Annotated in this window: 16 protein-coding genes and 1 riboswitch; of the genes, 5 read left to right on the top strand and 11 right to left on the bottom strand. The window is 67.7% G+C overall.

Translation table 11 applies throughout. The annotated features are described in order from the left end of the window. The 3 genes from QUD34_RS05975 to ispH all read right to left on the bottom strand — a co-directional run bounded on the left by QUD34_RS05975 (position 1) and on the right by ispH (position 3,069). Positions 1-825 (bottom strand): SDR family oxidoreductase, encoded by an 825-nt coding sequence (locus QUD34_RS05975; RefSeq protein ID WP_286355685.1) that lies wholly within the window; start codon positions 823-825, stop codon positions 1-3. A 157-nt stretch (positions 826-982) separates the two neighbouring features. Beyond that, positions 983-1,285, bottom strand: a complete 303-nt coding sequence (locus QUD34_RS05970; RefSeq protein WP_286355684.1) for a hypothetical protein — start codon at positions 1,283-1,285, stop codon at positions 983-985. A 59-nt stretch (positions 1,286-1,344) separates the two neighbouring features. Then, the gene (gene ispH / locus QUD34_RS05965; RefSeq protein WP_286355683.1) at positions 1,345-3,069 is read right to left on the bottom strand and encodes a 4-hydroxy-3-methylbut-2-enyl diphosphate reductase; all 1,725 of its coding nucleotides are present in this window, start codon (positions 3,067-3,069) and stop codon (positions 1,345-1,347) included. Between the two features lie 340 nt (positions 3,070-3,409). On the opposite strand from ispH, the gene QUD34_RS05960 reads away from it, so the two are divergent. Genes QUD34_RS05960 through QUD34_RS05950 form a run of 3 tightly spaced genes read left to right on the top strand, consistent with a single transcriptional unit; the run spans position 3,410 to position 7,061 of the window. Next, positions 3,410-3,931 (top strand): NADH-quinone oxidoreductase subunit NuoE family protein, encoded by a 522-nt coding sequence (locus QUD34_RS05960; RefSeq protein ID WP_286355682.1) that lies wholly within the window; start codon positions 3,410-3,412, stop codon positions 3,929-3,931. Then, positions 3,928-5,109 (top strand): complex I 51 kDa subunit family protein, encoded by a 1,182-nt coding sequence (locus tag QUD34_RS05955; protein ID WP_286355681.1) that lies wholly within the window; start codon positions 3,928-3,930, stop codon positions 5,107-5,109. Before QUD34_RS05960 ends, QUD34_RS05955 begins: the two co-directional genes overlap by 4 nt. Positions 5,110-5,138: 29 nt before the next feature. After that, positions 5,139-7,061 carry an NADH-dependent [FeFe] hydrogenase, group A6 gene (locus tag QUD34_RS05950; protein ID WP_286355680.1) on the top strand — a complete coding sequence of 641 codons (1,923 nt, stop codon included), beginning with the start codon at positions 5,139-5,141 and terminating at the stop codon, positions 7,059-7,061. Positions 7,062-7,072: 11 nt separating this feature from the next. Here QUD34_RS05950 and QUD34_RS05945 read toward each other — a convergent pair whose 3' ends face one another. After that, on the bottom strand, positions 7,073-7,984 hold the full coding sequence (locus tag QUD34_RS05945) for a prohibitin family protein (protein ID WP_286355679.1): 912 nt from the start codon (positions 7,982-7,984) through the stop codon (positions 7,073-7,075). Positions 7,985-8,118: 134 nt separating this feature from the next. Then, positions 8,119-10,350: a nitric-oxide reductase large subunit gene (locus QUD34_RS05940; RefSeq protein WP_286355678.1), complete on the bottom strand. Its 2,232-nt coding sequence runs from the start codon at positions 10,348-10,350 to the stop codon at positions 8,119-8,121. Positions 10,351-10,559: 209 nt separating this feature from the next. On the opposite strand from QUD34_RS05940, the gene QUD34_RS05935 reads away from it, so the two are divergent. Together QUD34_RS05935 and QUD34_RS05930 are read left to right on the top strand one after the other, a co-directional pair. Beyond that, positions 10,560-11,000, top strand: coding sequence for an ATP-binding protein (locus QUD34_RS05935; RefSeq protein ID WP_286355677.1), 441 nt, complete (start codon positions 10,560-10,562; stop codon positions 10,998-11,000). Further along, positions 10,997-11,632, top strand: a complete 636-nt coding sequence (locus QUD34_RS05930) for a cation efflux transmembrane domain-containing protein (protein ID WP_286355676.1) — start codon at positions 10,997-10,999, stop codon at positions 11,630-11,632. Before QUD34_RS05935 ends, QUD34_RS05930 begins: the two co-directional genes overlap by 4 nt. A 6-nt stretch (positions 11,633-11,638) precedes the next feature. On the opposite strand, the gene QUD34_RS05925 is transcribed toward QUD34_RS05930, so the two are convergent. The 6 genes from QUD34_RS05925 to QUD34_RS05900 all read right to left on the bottom strand — a co-directional run bounded on the left by QUD34_RS05925 (position 11,639) and on the right by QUD34_RS05900 (position 16,015). Then, positions 11,639-11,968 carry a DUF190 domain-containing protein gene (locus tag QUD34_RS05925; RefSeq protein WP_286355675.1) on the bottom strand — a complete coding sequence of 110 codons (330 nt, stop codon included), beginning with the start codon at positions 11,966-11,968 and terminating at the stop codon, positions 11,639-11,641. 9 nt (positions 11,969-11,977) lie between these two features. Beyond that, positions 11,978-12,364: a fluoride efflux transporter CrcB gene (gene crcB, locus QUD34_RS05920; protein WP_286355674.1), complete on the bottom strand. Its 387-nt coding sequence runs from the start codon at positions 12,362-12,364 to the stop codon at positions 11,978-11,980. Positions 12,365-12,378: 14 nt separating this feature from the next. Beyond that, a riboswitch (Fluoride riboswitch) is annotated at positions 12,379-12,441 on the bottom strand. A 3-nt stretch (positions 12,442-12,444) separates the two neighbouring features. After that, positions 12,445-13,359, bottom strand: coding sequence for a divergent polysaccharide deacetylase family protein (locus QUD34_RS05915; protein WP_286355673.1), 915 nt, complete (start codon positions 13,357-13,359; stop codon positions 12,445-12,447). Beyond that, positions 13,360-14,541 carry a S41 family peptidase gene (locus QUD34_RS05910; RefSeq protein WP_286355672.1) on the bottom strand — a complete coding sequence of 394 codons (1,182 nt, stop codon included), beginning with the start codon at positions 14,539-14,541 and terminating at the stop codon, positions 13,360-13,362. 33 nt (positions 14,542-14,574) lie between these two features. Then, positions 14,575-14,892: a flagellar basal body rod C-terminal domain-containing protein gene (locus tag QUD34_RS05905; protein WP_286355671.1), complete on the bottom strand. Its 318-nt coding sequence runs from the start codon at positions 14,890-14,892 to the stop codon at positions 14,575-14,577. Positions 14,893-14,917: 25 nt separating this feature from the next. Then, positions 14,918-16,015 (bottom strand): D-alanine--D-alanine ligase family protein, encoded by a 1,098-nt coding sequence (locus QUD34_RS05900; protein ID WP_286355670.1) that lies wholly within the window; start codon positions 16,013-16,015, stop codon positions 14,918-14,920. Between the last annotated feature and the right edge of the window lie 114 nt (positions 16,016-16,129).

Genomic DNA, 16,129 nt, shown 5'->3' with positions numbered 1-16,129 from the left:
TCAATCCAGGCCGTACTGACGGCGTAGCAGGCCCTCCCACCAGGCGACTGGCAGGAGGGCCTTCAGCTTGGCCACCCAGAAGGCGTCCCGGCCGATGACCACCCGGCGCGGGGGATGGGCCGCGTCCAAGGCGTGAAGCAGCTGGCGGGCACAGTCTTCCGCGTCCATGGCGAACCGCTCGGCCTGCCCCTTCCGCAGGGCCAGGTAGCGGCCGATGACGGCCTCGTACCGGGTGCCCCGGGCCCGCTCGGGCAGATCTCCCCAGGCCGTGGCGAGGGTCTCCCGGAAGGCCGTGCGGATAGCGCCGGGCTCCACCAGCACCACCGCCACCTCCCGGCCCACCTCCAGGCGCAGGCTTTCCGCCAGGGCCACCACGGCATGCTTGGAGGCGTTGTAGGGCCCCGCCAGCGGGATGGACAGGCGCCCCAGCATGGAGGCCACCTGCAGGATCCGCGCACCGGGCTGGCGTCGCAGCAGCGGCAGGAAGGCGTTGGTCACCCGGTGGAGGCCGATCACATTGGTCTCGAATTGCGCCCGGAGTTCCTCGGGGCGGAGGAGCTCCAGGGGGCCCACCTGGCCGTAGCCGGCGTTGTTCACGAGGGCCTTCAGGCGCAGGTCGGCGCAGGTCGCAGCCGCCCGCGCGACGCTCGCGTCCTCGGTGACATCCAGGGGAAGGACGCGCAGATCCTCGCCAGGCGGCAGATCCGCCAGCGACTCCGGCCTCCGGGCCGTGGCCACCACGCCCCAGCCCGCCCCACGGCAGAGCGGCACCAGGGCCCGCCCGATGCCCGTCGAACACCCTGTGATGAGAACCCAGTTCCGCATCCATTCATCTTTCCACATACCTGCAGAACGGGGCGCGAGCGCGCCCCGTTCTGCAGGTACCGCCTCCGGCGGGACTATTTCTTCTTCTCGGGTTCTTCTTCTCGGGACGGCCTGCGACCATGCCCGGGACCGCCGGGGCATCGTCCAACCTCGTGGCCTACTTCTTCTTGGCCGGAGCCTTGGCCGCTTCCTTCTTCGCGCCGCCCTTGCTCTCGATTTTGGTGGCCACCTGCTTGTAGGTGACGGTCACCTTGTCGCCGGCCTTGAGGGCATCCTTCCCGGCCGTGCTGCCATCGGTGTAGAAACGCCATTCCTCCTTGCCGAGGTCCAGGGTGAAGCTGTCGGCAGCGACTTCCTTCACCGTGCCGGTCTTCTGGTAGCTGGCGGCGGCGGCGGCCCAGCCGAGGGCGGCGCCGAGCACGGCCGTGGCCGACAGGACGACAAGCGACTTCATGCGCATGGGGCTCTCCTTTGGAAATGGTGCCCCAAGGCTAGCAGTCTCTCCAAGGATGACAAGCACTACACCAGCGCCAGCAATCCGACGAGGTAGAAGCTCAGATCGACGCTCAGCTCGAAGCGGTGTTTCCCGGTCGTGAAGCGCTCGTGATAGAGCCACAGGTACAGCACCGGATAGGCCGCGCAGATCACCAGCACCACCGCCACGGCCAGGGGATGCCCCCCCTGCTGACGGCTGTCGAAGGTGAGCCAGAGCGTGCCGGCCAGCAACGAGCCGAGGAGGCCCACCAGCACGACCTTCGTGGCCATCTTGCCCATGAGGATCGGCAGGGTCTCCTTGCCCACGATCTGATCGTTCTGCATGTCCCGGATCTCGTAGATCACCGTACGGACGAAGGCCAGCACGCCCACCAGGAAGACCGCCGCGAAGGCACGGAGGTCCCAGGCGCGCCCCTCCTGCCAGACCGGCATGACGACCGCGACCGTGGCCAGGGCCAGGGCCACCACCACATCCTTGGAACCCGGAATGTTCCGCAGGCTCAGGATCCGCTTGCCGACCTGGAACCGCTGCTTGTAGGCGGCGCCCACCAGCGAGGCCCCTGCCGCCACGGCCAGGGCCTTCAGCCCCTGGCTGGCCGCCAGGCCAAGGGTCGCGACCAGGGCCACCCCGGCCGAGGCCAGCAGGACGATCCGGTTCCGCTGGAGGAATCTCGCCCTAGCCGGTCCTTTGGCGCCGAGGCCCAATGGATCCAGAAACGGGGTGAGGAGGTACATGGCCAGCACATAGGTCGCGGCCAGCACCGGGTAGCGCCAGCCCAGGGGCAGGCCCAGCCACTTGTGCACGCCCAGGGTCATGAGACCCGCCCCCATCGCCAGCAGCGACGAGCTGCCAAAGGCAGCCTGGGCGAAGCTGCGCCAGCGGCTGGGACCATCCCCCAGCTGCTCCAGAACATCCACCACCTCGTCCACCAGCCAGGTGGGGGTCGAGGCGCCCGCCAGCACGCCCACGGTCTCGCGGCCCGCGAAGGCGCTGAGGTCCAGCTCCGCGGCGGTCTCCACATACTGCACGGGCTTGCCGTAGTGGTGGGCCAGTTCGGCCAGATGCTTCGTGTTGCTGGAGGCCTTGCCGCCCACGACGATCACCGTGTCCACAGTGCGGGCCAGTTCCTTGGCCTCGTCCTGCCGCATCCAGGTGTCTTCGCAGATGGTGTTCTCGAAGACCGCATCGCCCGCGCGGGTGCGGATGTAATCCGAGATCGCGTGATAGTCCTTCACCGTGAAGGTCGTCTGGGCCACCACCAGCACCTTCTTCAGCTGGTCGTCCGTCAGCGCCTCGGCCTCGGCCATGTTCGCGACGATGACGGAGCCGCTCTCCGCGAAGCTGCGGTGCGCCACGCTCTCGGCATGCCCGTGGCTGCCCAGGATCACCGTGAAGTAGCCCTTGGGGCTCCACTTCTTGATCTTGTGGTGGACCTTGGCCACCTCGGGACAGGTGGCGTTGACGATCTTCACCTCGCCCCGCGCCTGGCGCTCCTTGAGCCCCCGCAGGTCCTGGATGGGAATGCCGTGGGCCCGGATCACCACCGTGCCGTTCTGCACTTTGTCGGGGGTTTCGGCCACGGCCACGCCCCGCTTGCCGATGAGGTCCAGGGCCTGCGGGTTGTGGATGAGCGGCCCCAGGGTCTGGACGGCGCGGCCGTCGTTGCGGACTGAGGCTTCCAGCACCGCGTCCATGGCGCGCTTCACGCCCCAGCAGAAGCCCGCGGTCTTGGCGACGATCACCTTCATGGCAGCCCCACAATCCTGACCACATTGGTCAAGTTATTCATCATAGCGCAGAGGCGGGAACAAGGGCTCCATCTCAGGTTTCCCGCCCCGGAAATAATTTATTACCTATACATCATCATTGGCTGGAACCCCGGTGCATCTGGGGGTAGAGTCTCGTCGGTTCCTGTGGTGGTCCGGATGGATGCGGATTCCTCTCGACGAACAGGCAGGCCGGCGGTCCTCCGCCTGTCCGGGAGGGCCGTGACCACCCGCCCATGCATCCCCCCTGCGAACCAGCCCCCGCCTGGCGGCGGGTCGGCCGCGCATGCCCCAAGCCAAGCCCAGGCCAAGGAGAACCCACATGCTGATGACGGAGCGTGAATTCCTGGCGGCGGAAATCCAGAACCTGGTGGACAAGTACGGCCGCCAGCGCACCTCCCTGGTGCCCATCCTCCAGGAGGTGAAGCGCAAGTACCACAAGATCGACAGCTATGCCATGCAGGTCACGGCCGACCTGCTCGGCATCCATCCGGTGGAAGTGAACAGCGTTGTGTCCTTCTATGCCTTCCTCGGCGACCGCCCCCAGGGCCGCTATGTGATCCGCCTCTGCCGCACCATCTCCTGCGACATGGCGGGGAAGGCCCGGGTCATGCGGCAGCTCGAGAACGATCTGGGCATCTCCTTCGGCCAGACGACGCCGGACGGGAAATTCACCCTGGAATGGGCCAACTGCATCGGCATGTGCGACCAGGGGCCCGCCCTGCTGGTGAACGAGCGCGTCTTCACCCGCGTCACCCCGGAATCCGTGCACGCCATCCTCGAGGAGTGCCGCCGGGCCTTCGGACAGCACGCCACGGAACGGAAGGAGGTTCACCTCGCATGAGCCAGATTCCGACCTTCAGCCACATGCCCGCCGACATCGGCCTGCAGCGGGCCCTGGAACGGACGCCGGCGGAGATCGTCCAGGAGATCACCGCCTCTGGATTGAAGGGTCGAGGCGGCGCCGGGTTCTCCACCGGCACCAAGTGGGCCCTGGCCGCCGAAGCGCCCTCCGACCAGAAGTTCATCCTCTGCAACGCGGACGAAGGCGAACCGGGGACCTTCAAGGATCGCGTGATCCTCCAGGAGCACGCGGACCTGGTCTTCGAGGGCATGACCATCGCGGCACTCGCCGTCGGCGCGAAGGAGGGGATCCTCTTCCTCCGGGGCGAGTACACCTACCTGCGCGCCCACCTCGAGGCCGTCCTGCAGCAGCGCCGGAGCCGGCACCTGCTGGGGGAGGACATCCTGGGCTTCCAGCCGGGGTTCGACATCCGCATCTTCATGGGGGCCGGTGCCTACATCTGCGGCGAGGAGACCGGGCTGATCGAGTGCCTCGAAGGGTTCCGCGGCGAGCCGAGGAACCGGCCGCCCTACCCCGTCCACCAGGGCTTCCTGGATCGTCCCTCGGTCGTCAACAATGTGGAGACCCTGGCCTGGGCGGCCTGCATCCTGCAGAAGGGGGCGGCGTGGTTCCGGAAGGTCGGAACCGAGATGAGCACGGGCATCAAGATCTTCAGCATCTCGGGCGACTGCGAGCGACCGGGCGTCTTCGAGTTCCCCATGGGCATCACCGTCAGGGAGCTGCTCCGGAATGTGGGCGGGGAGAACGCCCGGGCCGTCCAGATCGGAGGGGCCTCGGGCCAGTGCATCCCGGCCTCGCAGTTCGACCGGGCCATCGCCTTCGAGGACATCCCGACGGGCGGGTCCGTGATCATCTTCGGCCCCCAGCGGGACATGCTGGATGTCATCGAGAACTTCCTCGGCTTCTTCGCCGACGAGTCCTGCGGCCAGTGCACGCCCTGCCGTCTCGGGAACCGGAAGCTGCTGGAGGGCGTGAAGATGCTCAAGGCGGGCACCTGCTCCATGGCCTACCTCAATGAGCTGTGCGCCCTGGGCGAGACCATGATGATCGCCTCCAAATGCGGGCTCGGGCAGAGCAGTCCCTGCGCCTTCCTGTCCGTGGTCCGCAATTTCCGGGAGGAGCTCATGGGCCGCGCCCACCCCCTGGTCCACGCCTGAGTGCACGCCTGAGTGAAGGGGAACCGACCATGACCGAAGCCACCGCCATCGATCGTCCCCGCCGGGCGCCGGCCAGCCAGCGGAACCAGAACGCCCCGCCCCTCGGCCCCCTGGGCGCCGAAGCTGAAGTCGCCCTCACGCTCGACGGGCAGGAGGTGAAGGTGCCCGTCGGGACCACCATCCTCGAGGCGGCGCGGAAGCTGGGGACCCACATCCCCACCCTGTGCCATCACCCGGATCTCTGCGTGGCCGGCGTCTGCCGGATCTGCTCCGTCGAGGTCGAGGGGCTGCGCGCGCTCCAGGCGGCCTGCACTTTCCCGGTGACGGCCCCCATCCAGGTCAGGACCCATTCCAAGAAGGTCCGGCTGGCCCGGCGCCACATCGTCGACCTGCTGCTGAGCGACCACTACGGCGACTGCTACGCCTGCCGCCGGAACAACAACTGCGAACTCCAGGATCTGGCCAGGGAATACGGCGTGGACATGTTCCGCTTCGGGCACCCCGAGCGGCCCCGCCATGAGATCGACGGATCGAGCTACTCCGTGGTCCGCGACAACAACAAGTGCGTGATGTGCCGCCGATGCGTCCGCACCTGCATCGACCTCCAGGAAGTGGGCGCCATCGAGGTGCTGGGACGGTCGGACCACAGCCACATCGCCCCGTACCTCGGCAAGCCCCTGGGAGATGTCGTCTGCATCAATTGCGGACAGTGCATCAACCGCTGCCCCACCGGCGCACTCCATGCCCAGGACTACACCGACGAGGTCTGGGCCGCCATCGACGACCCGGGCAAGCATGTGGTGATCCAGACCGCGCCCAGCCCGCGCGCCGCCATCGGAGAATGCTTCGGTCTCCCCGCAGGGCACGCCCTCACCTTCGAGCTCAACACGGCCCTGAAGCGCGCCGGGTTCGACCGGGTCTTCGACACCAACTTCACGGCGGACCTCACGATCCTCGAGGAGGGCACGGAACTCCTGATCCGGCTGAAGAAGGCCCTGATGCTGGGGGAATCCGTCGCCCTGCCCCAGTTCACGAGCTGCAGCCCCGGCTGGGTGAAATACCTCGAGCACTTCTACCCCGAGTACATCCCGAACCTCTCCACCGCCAAGAGTCCGCAGCAGATGTTCGGCGCCATCATCAAGACCTACTACGCACGGACCCATCACATCCCCGCCGAGGACATCGTCACCGTGGCCCTGATGCCCTGCTCGGCCAAGAAGTTCGAGTGCAACCGGCCCGAGATGGATGCCAGCGGCTTCAAGGATGTGGACTACGGCCTCACCACCCGCGAACTGGCCAAGATGATCCGCGAGTCCGGCATCCGGCTGCCGGACATGCCGAAGACGGGATTCGACGCACCCTTCGGAACCGCCACCGGCTCCGGCGTGATCTTCGGCGCCACCGGAGGCGTCATGGAGGCGGCGCTCCGCTCGGTCCTCGAGCTGGTGTCCGGCGTCAAGGTGGAGGACCTCTTCGCCCATGCCGACATCAAGCCCGTCCGGGGTTTCGAGGGCATCCGCTATGCGGAGATCCCGGTTCCGGAGGTGGGGCCCGTCCCGACGATCCTCGCGGACCATTTCTCGAGCTGGGAGTTCCTCCGGGGAGCCACGCTGAAGGTCGCGGTGGCCCACGGCACGGCCAACGCGAAGAAGGTCATGGAGGACATCAAGGCGGGCGGTCCCTTCAGCCAGTGCCATTTCATCGAGTTCATGGGATGTCCGGGCGGGTGCGTCGGCGGGGGCGGCCAGCCCATTCCCACCTCGCCCGAGATCCGGGAAGCCCGGGCCAAGGCCATCTACGCCGAGGATTCGGCCTATCCAATCCGCAAATCCCATGAGAACCCGGATGTCCTGAGGATCTATTCCGAGTTCCTGAAGGAAGGCCCCTGCGGTGCCAGAAGCCACCGCCTGCTCCACACGCACTATACGGAGCGGGGGAAATACATCGAATAGAACCGGGGCCCCTATTTCTTGGCGGACACCTGGATCATGGGCGTGGCGCCCCCCATGGGGGTGATGATCAGGTTGCCCTTCGCGCCGATATCCCGGAGGGCCTGGATGCGCTGGTACTCGATGATCTGGGGCGTCAGGCTCTGGCTCACGATCTGCTGGGCCCGGGCCTGGCCTTCGGCTTCGATGCGCTTGCGCTCCGCCTCCTGCTTCTCCTTCTGCAGGACGAAGGCCATCTTCTGGGCATCCTGGTCAGCGCTGATCTTGTCGTTGATGGACTTGGTGATCTGGTCCGGCAGGATGACATTGCGGAGCAGCATCTGCTCCAGGGTGATGCCCCGGCCTTCGAAGGCGGCCCGGAGGGTCTTGGACACCTGATCCACGAAGGACTGGCGCTTGGAGGTGTACAACTCCGTGGCGGAGAGGCTGGCGGCGGCATCCCGCAGGCTGGCCCGGATCTCGCTGCGCACGATGCGCGCCTCCACATCCGGTCCGATGGTCCGGTAGATCTCGGGCAGGCGGGCCTGCTGCAGCGAGTAGAAGATGGTGGCGTCCAGCTTCACGGTGAGGCCGTCGCTGCTGATGACGGAGATGGAATCGTCACCCTTATGCTGTCCCTCGTCCGACACGGTCGACATCGTGTAGTTCCGGGTGCGGACCTCCATCTCCACCACCTGGGCGAACGGGTTGATGAAGTGGAGGCCCGAGGGCAGCGGCTCGGCGTTCACCTTGCCGAACAGCACCTGGATGCCCGCCTGCCCCGGGGGGACCACCACGGCCATGGAGGCCAGGAACAGGACCGCCCCGAGCCCCAGGCCGATCCACTGCAGGATGGCCAGCCGGGCCGACAGGGGGAATTCCACCTTGGTCTTCCACCGCCAGGCCAGGACACCAACCACGAGCAGCAGGACGGCGATGAGAACCACAGTGCACCTCCAAGGCGAGTCAGGTTAACAGGCCTGCTTGGTGTCGCCCGCCGGGCGCATCCGGCACTACGCGCGGCGAGGCCCCCACCTTTCGGAAGGGGCCTCGGCTCGTGCAGCGCGGGTGGGGCGTCGGATCAGTCCTCGGCCACCGCGAACGCGGGGGCCGCGTCCGTGGCCTCGCGGGTTGGCTGGGTTTCCTCCGCCGTCCTCCAACCCCAGGCGCCGATGACGGCCTTGAAGGTGAAGATGATCACGGCGAGAGCACCGAGGCCGAAGAGGGTGTCCCCGGGGACGCGCATCCAGGTGAACGCGCGCATGAGGGGGCTCTGCACGACCTCGGCACTGCGGGCGTACCAGGTGCCGTGCTCGAGGCTCTGCGCCATCTGGTAGAAGCCGCTGGGCACCAGCGAGAACGCCAGCATCATGACCAGGCCCAGGTTCAGGCCCCAGAAGCCGTACTTCAGCCACTTCTCATCCCAGGCCTTGTCCGGCGTCATGCCGCGCAGGGCGAAGAGCATGAGCGAGATGGCGAGGAAGCCGTAGACGCCGAAGAGCGCGGCATGGCTGTGGATGGGCGTGGTGTTGAGCCCCTGGCCGAAGTAGAGCACCGAGGGCGGGTTGATGAGCATGCCGAAGACACCGGCCCCCAGCAGGTTCCAGAAGCAGACCGCCGCGAAGTACTTGAACGGCCACTCGTAGCCGCTGCCCAGGGCGCGGCCGGCCTTCAGGCTCATGGCGATCTCGAAGCCCACGATGGTGAGGGGCACGATCTCCAGGGCGCTGAACACGGAACCCAGGGCCGCGATGGAAGCCGGGGAGCCCGTGTAGTAGAGGTGGTGGAAGGTGCCGATGACGCCGCTGCCCAGGAACAGGCCCATGGAGAGGCTCACGGCGCGGAGCGCGGTACCTTCGCGCAGCAGGCCCATGCGGGTGGAGAGCAGCGCGATGGCGACGGTGGCGAAGACCTCGAAGAAGCCCTCCACCCAGAGGTGGACCACCCACCAGCGCCAGTACTCGGCCATGGCGATGTGGGTCTCGCGGGTGTACATGAAGCCCGCGGAGTAGAAGAGCGGGATGGCGATGGCCGACAGCACGAAGAGCTTGAGCAGGCCCAGGCGGCCCTTCTCCCCCTTCAGCGCGGGCAGCAGGGACCGGAGGACCAGCACTAGCCAGATGACCATGCCCGCGGTCAGCAGGATCTGCCAGAGGCGGCCCAATTCCACATATTCATAGCCCTGGTGGCCCAGCATGAACGAGCCGGACAGCTTGCCCAGGATGGCCTGGTGGGCGCCGGCCAGCGCGCCGACCACCACCACCACGAGGGCGCCGAGCAGGCCGGCGACGCCGAGCCACTGACCCTTGGGCTCCTTCGCGCTGAGCTTGGGGCCCAGGTAGAGGCCCGTGGCCAGCCAGCAGGTGGCGATCCAGAAGACGGCCAGCTGGAGGTGCCAGGTGCGCGAGGCCGCATAGGGCAGGATGCGCGACAGATCCAGACCGTAGAGGCCATTGCCTTCCACCGCATCGTGGGCCGTCATGACGCCCATGCCGATCTGCACCAGGAACAGGGCCATGGCCACCGCGAAGTAGAGGGCGGACCAGCGCTGGCTGGGCGTGGCCGGGGCGGGCGGGATGGGCTTGGGGTCCGGAAACGCCTCGGCGGGCTGGTGCGCGTGGTGCCACACCATGAGGCCCACCCCCAGGATCAGCAGGATGATCGACAGGATGCTCCAGAGGTGGCTGATGGGCGTGATGGCGTTGCCCACCAGGGGCTCCTGCGGCCAGTTCTGGGTGTAGCTGTGATCCGCGCCGGGACGCCGGGCCGCGGCCGCCCAGGCGGTCCACAGCCAGAAGTCGGCCACGCGCTCGCCTTCCTCCAGGGTGGGGATCCAGCGGGCGGGAATGGCGGCGCCCTTGTCGCCCTCCACCGCGACCTTCGCCAGTTCAGCGCGGGCCTGGAGATAGGCCTTGGCCTGCGCCGCGTTCAGCGTCAGCGTGCCGGTGGATGATTCATACCTGTTGCTCTGAAATATAGAAATGGTGCTGGCCTTGGCATCGGCCACGGAAGTGCCCTGGACCTTCACCCCCTCGAGGGTGTGCGCGGCCCACTGGTGCAAGGCCTTGGCCGACCAGTCAGGTGCAAGGTAAGCGCCGTGGCCCCAGATGGATCCGATGTGCTGGCCGCCGTGTCCCAGGTAGCTGACCTGGCCTTTGAGAATCTGCCCCGGACCTACCAGCTGGGTGCCGTCCTCGGCCACCACGCGCTGCGGGATGGGTGGAGCATTCTGGGCGATCTGCCGCCCTCCCAGGCCCAACACGCCAAAGCCCGCGAGGAGCACCAGCAACACCAGCCACCACCTTGCCTTCATCGAAGCCTCCATCGCGCGCTCACCGGGCGCCGGGAAGCAGTGTTCCACAATTTTCCATATTTAGGACCATGTATTCTTAATTGTGATCTCGGACACGCGCCTTCCAGCCTGGGCGCCCGTCGGGCCCTGGCAAAACCTCTGGCCCCGGGGCCGGGATTCCAAGTACCTTGGCTTTGGTTCCCCTGATCTCTGAAAGGGATTTCTAGCCCATGGCCCATCCCGCCCTTCTGCCCGTCGTCCTCACCTGCAACACGGACCTGCGATTCATCGACCTCATTCAGGTGGTGGGTGCGGAATTCTTGAAGCACCTCAGCTTCAGCCAGGAGGATGGCGAGCGCCTCTGGCTGGCGATCCAGGAGGGCATCGCCAACGCCATGCGCCACGGGAACAAGCTGGTCAAGGACAAGCCCGTGAAGGTGACCTTCACGCCCAAGGTGGACCGTTTCGAGATCCGGATCGAGGATCGCGGCCCGGGCGTGGACCTGGAGGCCCTGCCCGACCCGAACCTGCCCGAGAACCTGCTCAAGCCCGGCGGCCGAGGCGTCTTCTTCATGCGGCAGGTCATGGACGAGGTGCACATGGAGCGCCATCCGCAGGGATCGACCCTGGTGCTGGTGAAGGCCCGCAAAGTCCGCGAGCCCCATCCGTGAATTCGGGCGTGAACCAGGTGGACTGGCGCCGCCGGGCCCTCTGGCTATCCGCCCTGACCATCGGGTACAACCTGGCGGAAGGGCTCGTTTCCATGGCCTTCGGCTGGGCGGACGATTCCGTGGCCCTCTTCGGCTTCGGCGCCGACAGCTTCATCGAGGTGGCCTCGGCCCTGCTGGTGCTGTGGAAGCTGCTGGATCACGGCAACCTTGAGCGCGAGCGCAAGGCCACCCGGAGCATCGGCTGGCTGTTCCTGGCCCTGGCCCTGGGCATCGCCGGGGGGGCCCTTCTCCAGCTCACGGCCCGCGTCCATCCGCCCACCACCCTGCCGGGCCTGATCATCTCGGCCCTGTCCCTGACCTTCATGGTCTTCCTGTGGCGTGCGAAGCTCCGCGTGGCCCGGGCCCCGGACAGCGCCACCGTGGAGGCCGACGCGGCCTGCAGCCTGGCCTGCATCCAACTGTCCGTGGTGCTCTTCGCCGGCAGCCTGCTGTTCCTGCTCCTGCCGGCCCTCTGGTGGGTGGATGCCGCCGCGGCGCTGGGCCTGGCGGGGCTCATCGGGAAAGAGGGCCTCGGCATGATCCGCGCCGCCCGGAGCGCGGCCTTCACCGGCGGCTGCGGCTGCGGGCACTGACGGTGGCTATGGATGGGCCTCCGGATTGAGCACGCCGCACTCGGCGGGAATCCGGACATAGAACACGGAGAGGCCCTCGCTCCCGATGGAGGCCAGCAGGCGATCCGCCTCCTCGTCCGAGGCCATGAACGAGACTTCCACCGGCAGGTCCCCCGCCAGCTCGATGAAGTGGTCCGCGTGGATGAGGCCGTGGCGACCGAATCCCGCAATGGCCTTCACGGCCGAGCCCCCCTTCAGCCCCAGCCCGCGGGCGTGCTTCAACAGCCACTCGTAGACCAGGATCCCGTGCCGGGTGCGGTCCTCCTGGACATAGAAGATCAGAAAGGTGCCTCTCATGACGCCTCCTCAGGCTTTCACGAAGACCTTCACCGTCAGCAGGCCCAGCAGCGTCATGGACAGGGAACCCGCCAGGTGGATCGCCATGTGACCGGCGGCCCAGGCGTATTCCCCGCGTGTCAGGAGGTGTACCGCCTCGGCGGAGAAGGTCGAGAAGGTCGTGAGCCCCCCCAGAAACCCCGTGATGATGAGGAGCCTTGCTTCGGGCGCCAAGCCCGGGTGCTGGGCGAACACGGCGACGGCCACGCCCACAAGGTAGCCCCCCAGCAGGTTCGCCGCCACCGTACCCAGGGGAAGGGTCGGTACCAGGGGATTCAGCAGCGCGCCAAGGCCCCAGCGCAACCAGGCCCCCAGCGCCGCGCCCACGCCGACCGCGAGAAAAGAATGAACGCCCATGCCTGTGTCCTCCAGGATCCACAGGCGTCATCAGCCATCCAGGCGGTTATGGGGCGGACGCCATCGCCGGAATCAGCCTATCACTTGGCCAGGTCGCCTGCCTTCACGAAGCGCACCAGCCCCTTGCTGCGCGCCACGAGCTTCTCGAGGGCCTCCACGGTCTCGGGGTAGATGTGGCCGATGATGAGGACCGATCCGTCCTTCTCCGCCAGCTTGATGGCCCGGTCCCACTGCTTCTCCATCTCGGGGAAGGCCTTGTCGTCATCCAGGAAGACCCGTCGCTGGACCGTGGGGATGCCCAGCTTCTCCGCCACATCAAAGGCCACGCTGTCCTTCTCCGTGCGGCTGTCCACGAAGAAGTACTTCCGGGCCTTGATCTCCTGGAGCACCCAGCCCATGCGCAGGCGGTCCGGCGTGATGCGGCTGCCCATGTGGTTGTTCACGCCCACGCGGTGGGGGACTTCCTCCAGAGCCATGCGCACCCGGCGGCGGACCTCCGCTTCGGGCAGGTTGTAGAGGATGGCGTTGGGCCCGGGATCCCGGCTGGGGCCGGGGTAGCCGATGGGCTCCATGGGCAGGTGCAGCATCACCTCTTTGCCCAGGCGGTAGGCGATGTCGGCGCTCACCCGCGTGTGCTCCTGGTAGGGCAGGACCGCCACGCTGAAGGCCACGGGCAGGCTGCACAGCCGCGTCACCAGCTCCGGCTGCACATAGCCGAGGTCGTCGATCACCAGGGCCAGCACCGGGAGGGGACGCGCGGGCTCCGGGCTCGGGGGCTTGGCGGCTTCCGGAGCGGGGGCCACCTTCGGTTCGGCGCTTTTCTTCTCGGGCTTCCTGGGCTCGGGCTTCGGGGCCTCCCGCTTGACCGGTGCCTCCCGCTTGCCGCACCCCTGCTGGCCCAGCAGCAGGCCCACGCCCAGGCCCAGCAGCAGCGTGAAGGCCCCCCAGGCCACCAGGGCCAGGGTGGAGGTGCGCTTCCCCTTCCCTCGGGCCAACTAGGAGGCCTTCGCCACGGGCTTCGCGTCGGGCTTCGCAGCGGGCGGCGGCGCCTGGAGCGCAGCCAGCACTTTGGTGAGCGCATCGTCCGCGTCCGCGAGCCGCAACACCTGATCCGGCGCCACGCCCTGGCGGTCGAGTTTTTCGCCGCCCGCGCCGAGCCAGCGGCGGGAGACCAGTTCCACGGCCCCGCCCTGCTTCAGCGGGAAGCGGCTCCGCTCGACGCCCAGGCCCAGGGTCTTCTCGCCGAAGACCTTCGCCCCGCCCTTCTTCAGGCAGGTGGCAAGGACCTCGGAAGCTCCGAGCGAGGAGCGGCCCATCAGCAGCGCCAGACGCGCGAAGGGCGTGCCGGAGCCGATCACCGCCACCGGACGGTCGGGCTTACCCGCCTCCTGGAGGGTGCCGAAGGTCTCCTTGGCCCCCAGGAGGCCGGCCACGGCCGCGGCTTCCTCCATCGATCCCTTGGCGCACTGGCGCAGGTCCAGAACCAGCGTGTGGCTGCGGTCCACGGAAGCCAGCAGCTTCTTCAGCTCTTCGGCGCGGCCGGGGGCCAGGTCGGGCAGGGTCAGCAGCGTCGCGCCGACGCCCTGCTTGAGGGTCGCGGGGGCCGCGGCGAGGCGCTGCCGATGGAGCGTGGTCTTGGCCAGGTCGCCCGTGGCGTTGGAGTAGCGGTAGAGATCCAGCGTCGAGCCCTCCTCTCCACGCAGGCGGCGTTCCAGCGCCCAAGAACTGAGTCGGCCCACCGAATCCCCATCGACCTTGCGGATCACATCCCCCGCCTGGATGCCGGCCTTGGCCGCGGGCCCACCGGGCACCACCGCCAACACCGTGGCGTAGAGGTTGCCGCGCTTCATCACCGTGAGCCCGGCCTCGGCAGGGCCGGGATCCGGCAGGCGCAGATCCTCCGCCGACAGGTAGGCGTTCAGGGGATGGGATCGCTCCAGCACGGCCTGGACGCCGCCGGAGACGACCTTCTCCATGTCCGGGGCATCCACATAGTTCTGCTGCACCAGGGCCAGCACATCCTGGATGTCGGACAGGCCCGCGAGCGGATCCTGCGGCACGGGCCTGCCCCCGGGCTTGGCCGCCGCTTTGGGCGGCGTGCCCTGCTGGAGCACCGGCAAGGTGAACGCAGTCACGAGGGGAAGCGAGAAGACGGAGAGCCAGGTGCGGGCGTGCATGGCCTCAGTGTAGGGGCTTATTCCGCCCGGCGGCTACGCCTTCAGATCGAGGGTGGCCTTCAGGCGCTCGTCCTCGGCTTTCAGGACCTTGAGGTTGGCCTTGTACATGAGGTCGAAACCCATGCCCTGCACCGCTTCCGAGGCCAGATCCACATTCGAGGCACCGGGGACCCCCGGGGCCGGATCCTCGGGCGCCCCCTGCGCCCGGACGCCGCCACCGGGTTCGGCCACGAACGCCACGCGCTTCGCCCGGAAGCCATCGGACTGGAGGTTGGCCACATTGTTCGCCTGCACGGCCAACCCCGCGCTGGCCGCGCGCAGTCCCGAGAGGGCGATGCCGAATCCATCCATGGAGCTGGTATCGGCCAGACCCGGCCTAACCTTGAGCGCCCCGGAACCAGTCGCTGCCGGACTGGAACCCCTTCTGCTTGACCACGATCTGGGCATGCCGGGCCAGGGCCAGGTCGATGAGCCGGGTCAGCAGGTCCGCATAGGGCACGCCGCTGGCCGCCATCATCTTGGGATACATGGAGATGCTGGTGAAGCCCGGGATGAAGTTCAGCTCGTTGAGGAAGACCCGCCCCGTGAGCCGCTCCAGGAAGAAATCCACCCGCGCCATGCCGTAGCCGTCCGAGGCCGCGAAGGCCCTGGCCGCCAGCTTGCGCACCAGGTCGGCCAGCTCCTCGGGGATGTTCGCGGGGATCTCCGTGCGGCTCTTGCCGTGGAGGTACTTGTCCTCGAAGGTGTAGAACTCGTCGGCCACGATCACTTCGCCCGGCTGGGACACCTGGGGCTCGTCGCCCCCCAGCACCGCCACCTCGATCTCGCGCACATCGAGCCCCTGCTCCACCAGCACCCGCCGATCGAAGGTGAAGGCCCGGTCCAGGGCCGCCGGCAGGTCTTCGGCGCGCTTCACCTTCTCCACGCCGATGCTGCTGCCCAGGTTGGCGGGCTTCACGAAGAGGGGCAGCCCGAGTTTGGCGCATTCCGCGAGGCAGACCGCGGCTTCGCGCCGCCACCGCTCCTCCGTGAGCCCCACATAGGGCACCACCGGCAGGCCTTCCGATTCCCAGAGGCGCTTGGTGATCCACTTGTCCATGCCCGCGGCCATGGCCAGCAGCCCCGCCCCCGTGTAGGGCCGGTGCAGCAGCTCCAGGTAGCCCTGGATCTGGCCATCCTCGCCTCCCGCGCCGTGCAGGGCATTGAAGAAGACATCCGGCAGCGGCGTGGCCTCCGCGCCCTTCTCCAAGGGGAGGAAGGGGTGGTCGCTCCGCTCCGGCAGCTCGCCCGCCGCCAGCCGCGCAAAGGGATCGCCGAGGACGGCCCACACGCCGTTGCGAGCGATGCCCATGGGCCGCACCTGGAACCGCACCGAATCCAGATGTTCGGCGATGGCCCGCGCCGTGACGATGGAGACTTCGTGTTCAGGGGATTCCCCGCCGAAGAGAAGGCCGACGCTCAGTTTCTCGCTCATGGTCCCACTTTAGCACTCGGTCACGGCCCCTCTCCGGCCGGGAATCCAGGTCTGGACGACGCAGATCACATTTGAGAATTGTTGATTCATTTACTATGTTATTTCTTCTTCCCG

This window comes from Geothrix oryzae (genome assembly GCF_030295385.1).
In the GTDB taxonomy this organism is placed as follows: domain Bacteria; phylum Acidobacteriota; class Holophagae; order Holophagales; family Holophagaceae; genus Geothrix; species Geothrix oryzae.
Note: the sequence above shows the minus strand (reverse complement) of the source record. Positions and strands in the feature narration are given on the sequence as shown.

What these genes read in the sequence shown, in the direction of transcription:
- QUD34_RS05975 (WP_286355685.1), bottom strand. Translation starts at nt 825, where the DNA reads ATGCGGAACTGGGTTCTCATCACAGGGTGTTCGACGGGCATCGGGCGG.
- QUD34_RS05970 (WP_286355684.1), bottom strand. Translation starts at nt 1,285, where the DNA reads ATGCGCATGAAGTCGCTTGTCGTCCTGTCGGCCACGGCCGTGCTCGGC.
- ispH (WP_286355683.1), bottom strand. Translation starts at nt 3,069, where the DNA reads ATGAAGGTGATCGTCGCCAAGACCGCGGGCTTCTGCTGGGGCGTGAAG.
- QUD34_RS05960 (WP_286355682.1), top strand. Translation starts at nt 3,410, where the DNA reads ATGCTGATGACGGAGCGTGAATTCCTGGCGGCGGAAATCCAGAACCTG.
- QUD34_RS05955 (WP_286355681.1), top strand. Translation starts at nt 3,928, where the DNA reads ATGAGCCAGATTCCGACCTTCAGCCACATGCCCGCCGACATCGGCCTG.
- QUD34_RS05950 (WP_286355680.1), top strand. Translation starts at nt 5,139, where the DNA reads ATGACCGAAGCCACCGCCATCGATCGTCCCCGCCGGGCGCCGGCCAGC.
- QUD34_RS05940 (WP_286355678.1), bottom strand. Translation starts at nt 10,350, where the DNA reads ATGAAGGCAAGGTGGTGGCTGGTGTTGCTGGTGCTCCTCGCGGGCTTT.
- QUD34_RS05935 (WP_286355677.1), top strand. Translation starts at nt 10,560, where the DNA reads ATGGCCCATCCCGCCCTTCTGCCCGTCGTCCTCACCTGCAACACGGAC.
- QUD34_RS05925 (WP_286355675.1), bottom strand. Translation starts at nt 11,968, where the DNA reads ATGAGAGGCACCTTTCTGATCTTCTATGTCCAGGAGGACCGCACCCGG.
- crcB (WP_286355674.1), bottom strand. Translation starts at nt 12,364, where the DNA reads ATGGGCGTTCATTCTTTTCTCGCGGTCGGCGTGGGCGCGGCGCTGGGG.
- QUD34_RS05910 (WP_286355672.1), bottom strand. Translation starts at nt 14,541, where the DNA reads ATGCACGCCCGCACCTGGCTCTCCGTCTTCTCGCTTCCCCTCGTGACT.
- QUD34_RS05905 (WP_286355671.1), bottom strand. Translation starts at nt 14,892, where the DNA reads ATGGATGGATTCGGCATCGCCCTCTCGGGACTGCGCGCGGCCAGCGCG.
- QUD34_RS05900 (WP_286355670.1), bottom strand. Translation starts at nt 16,015, where the DNA reads ATGAGCGAGAAACTGAGCGTCGGCCTTCTCTTCGGCGGGGAATCCCCT.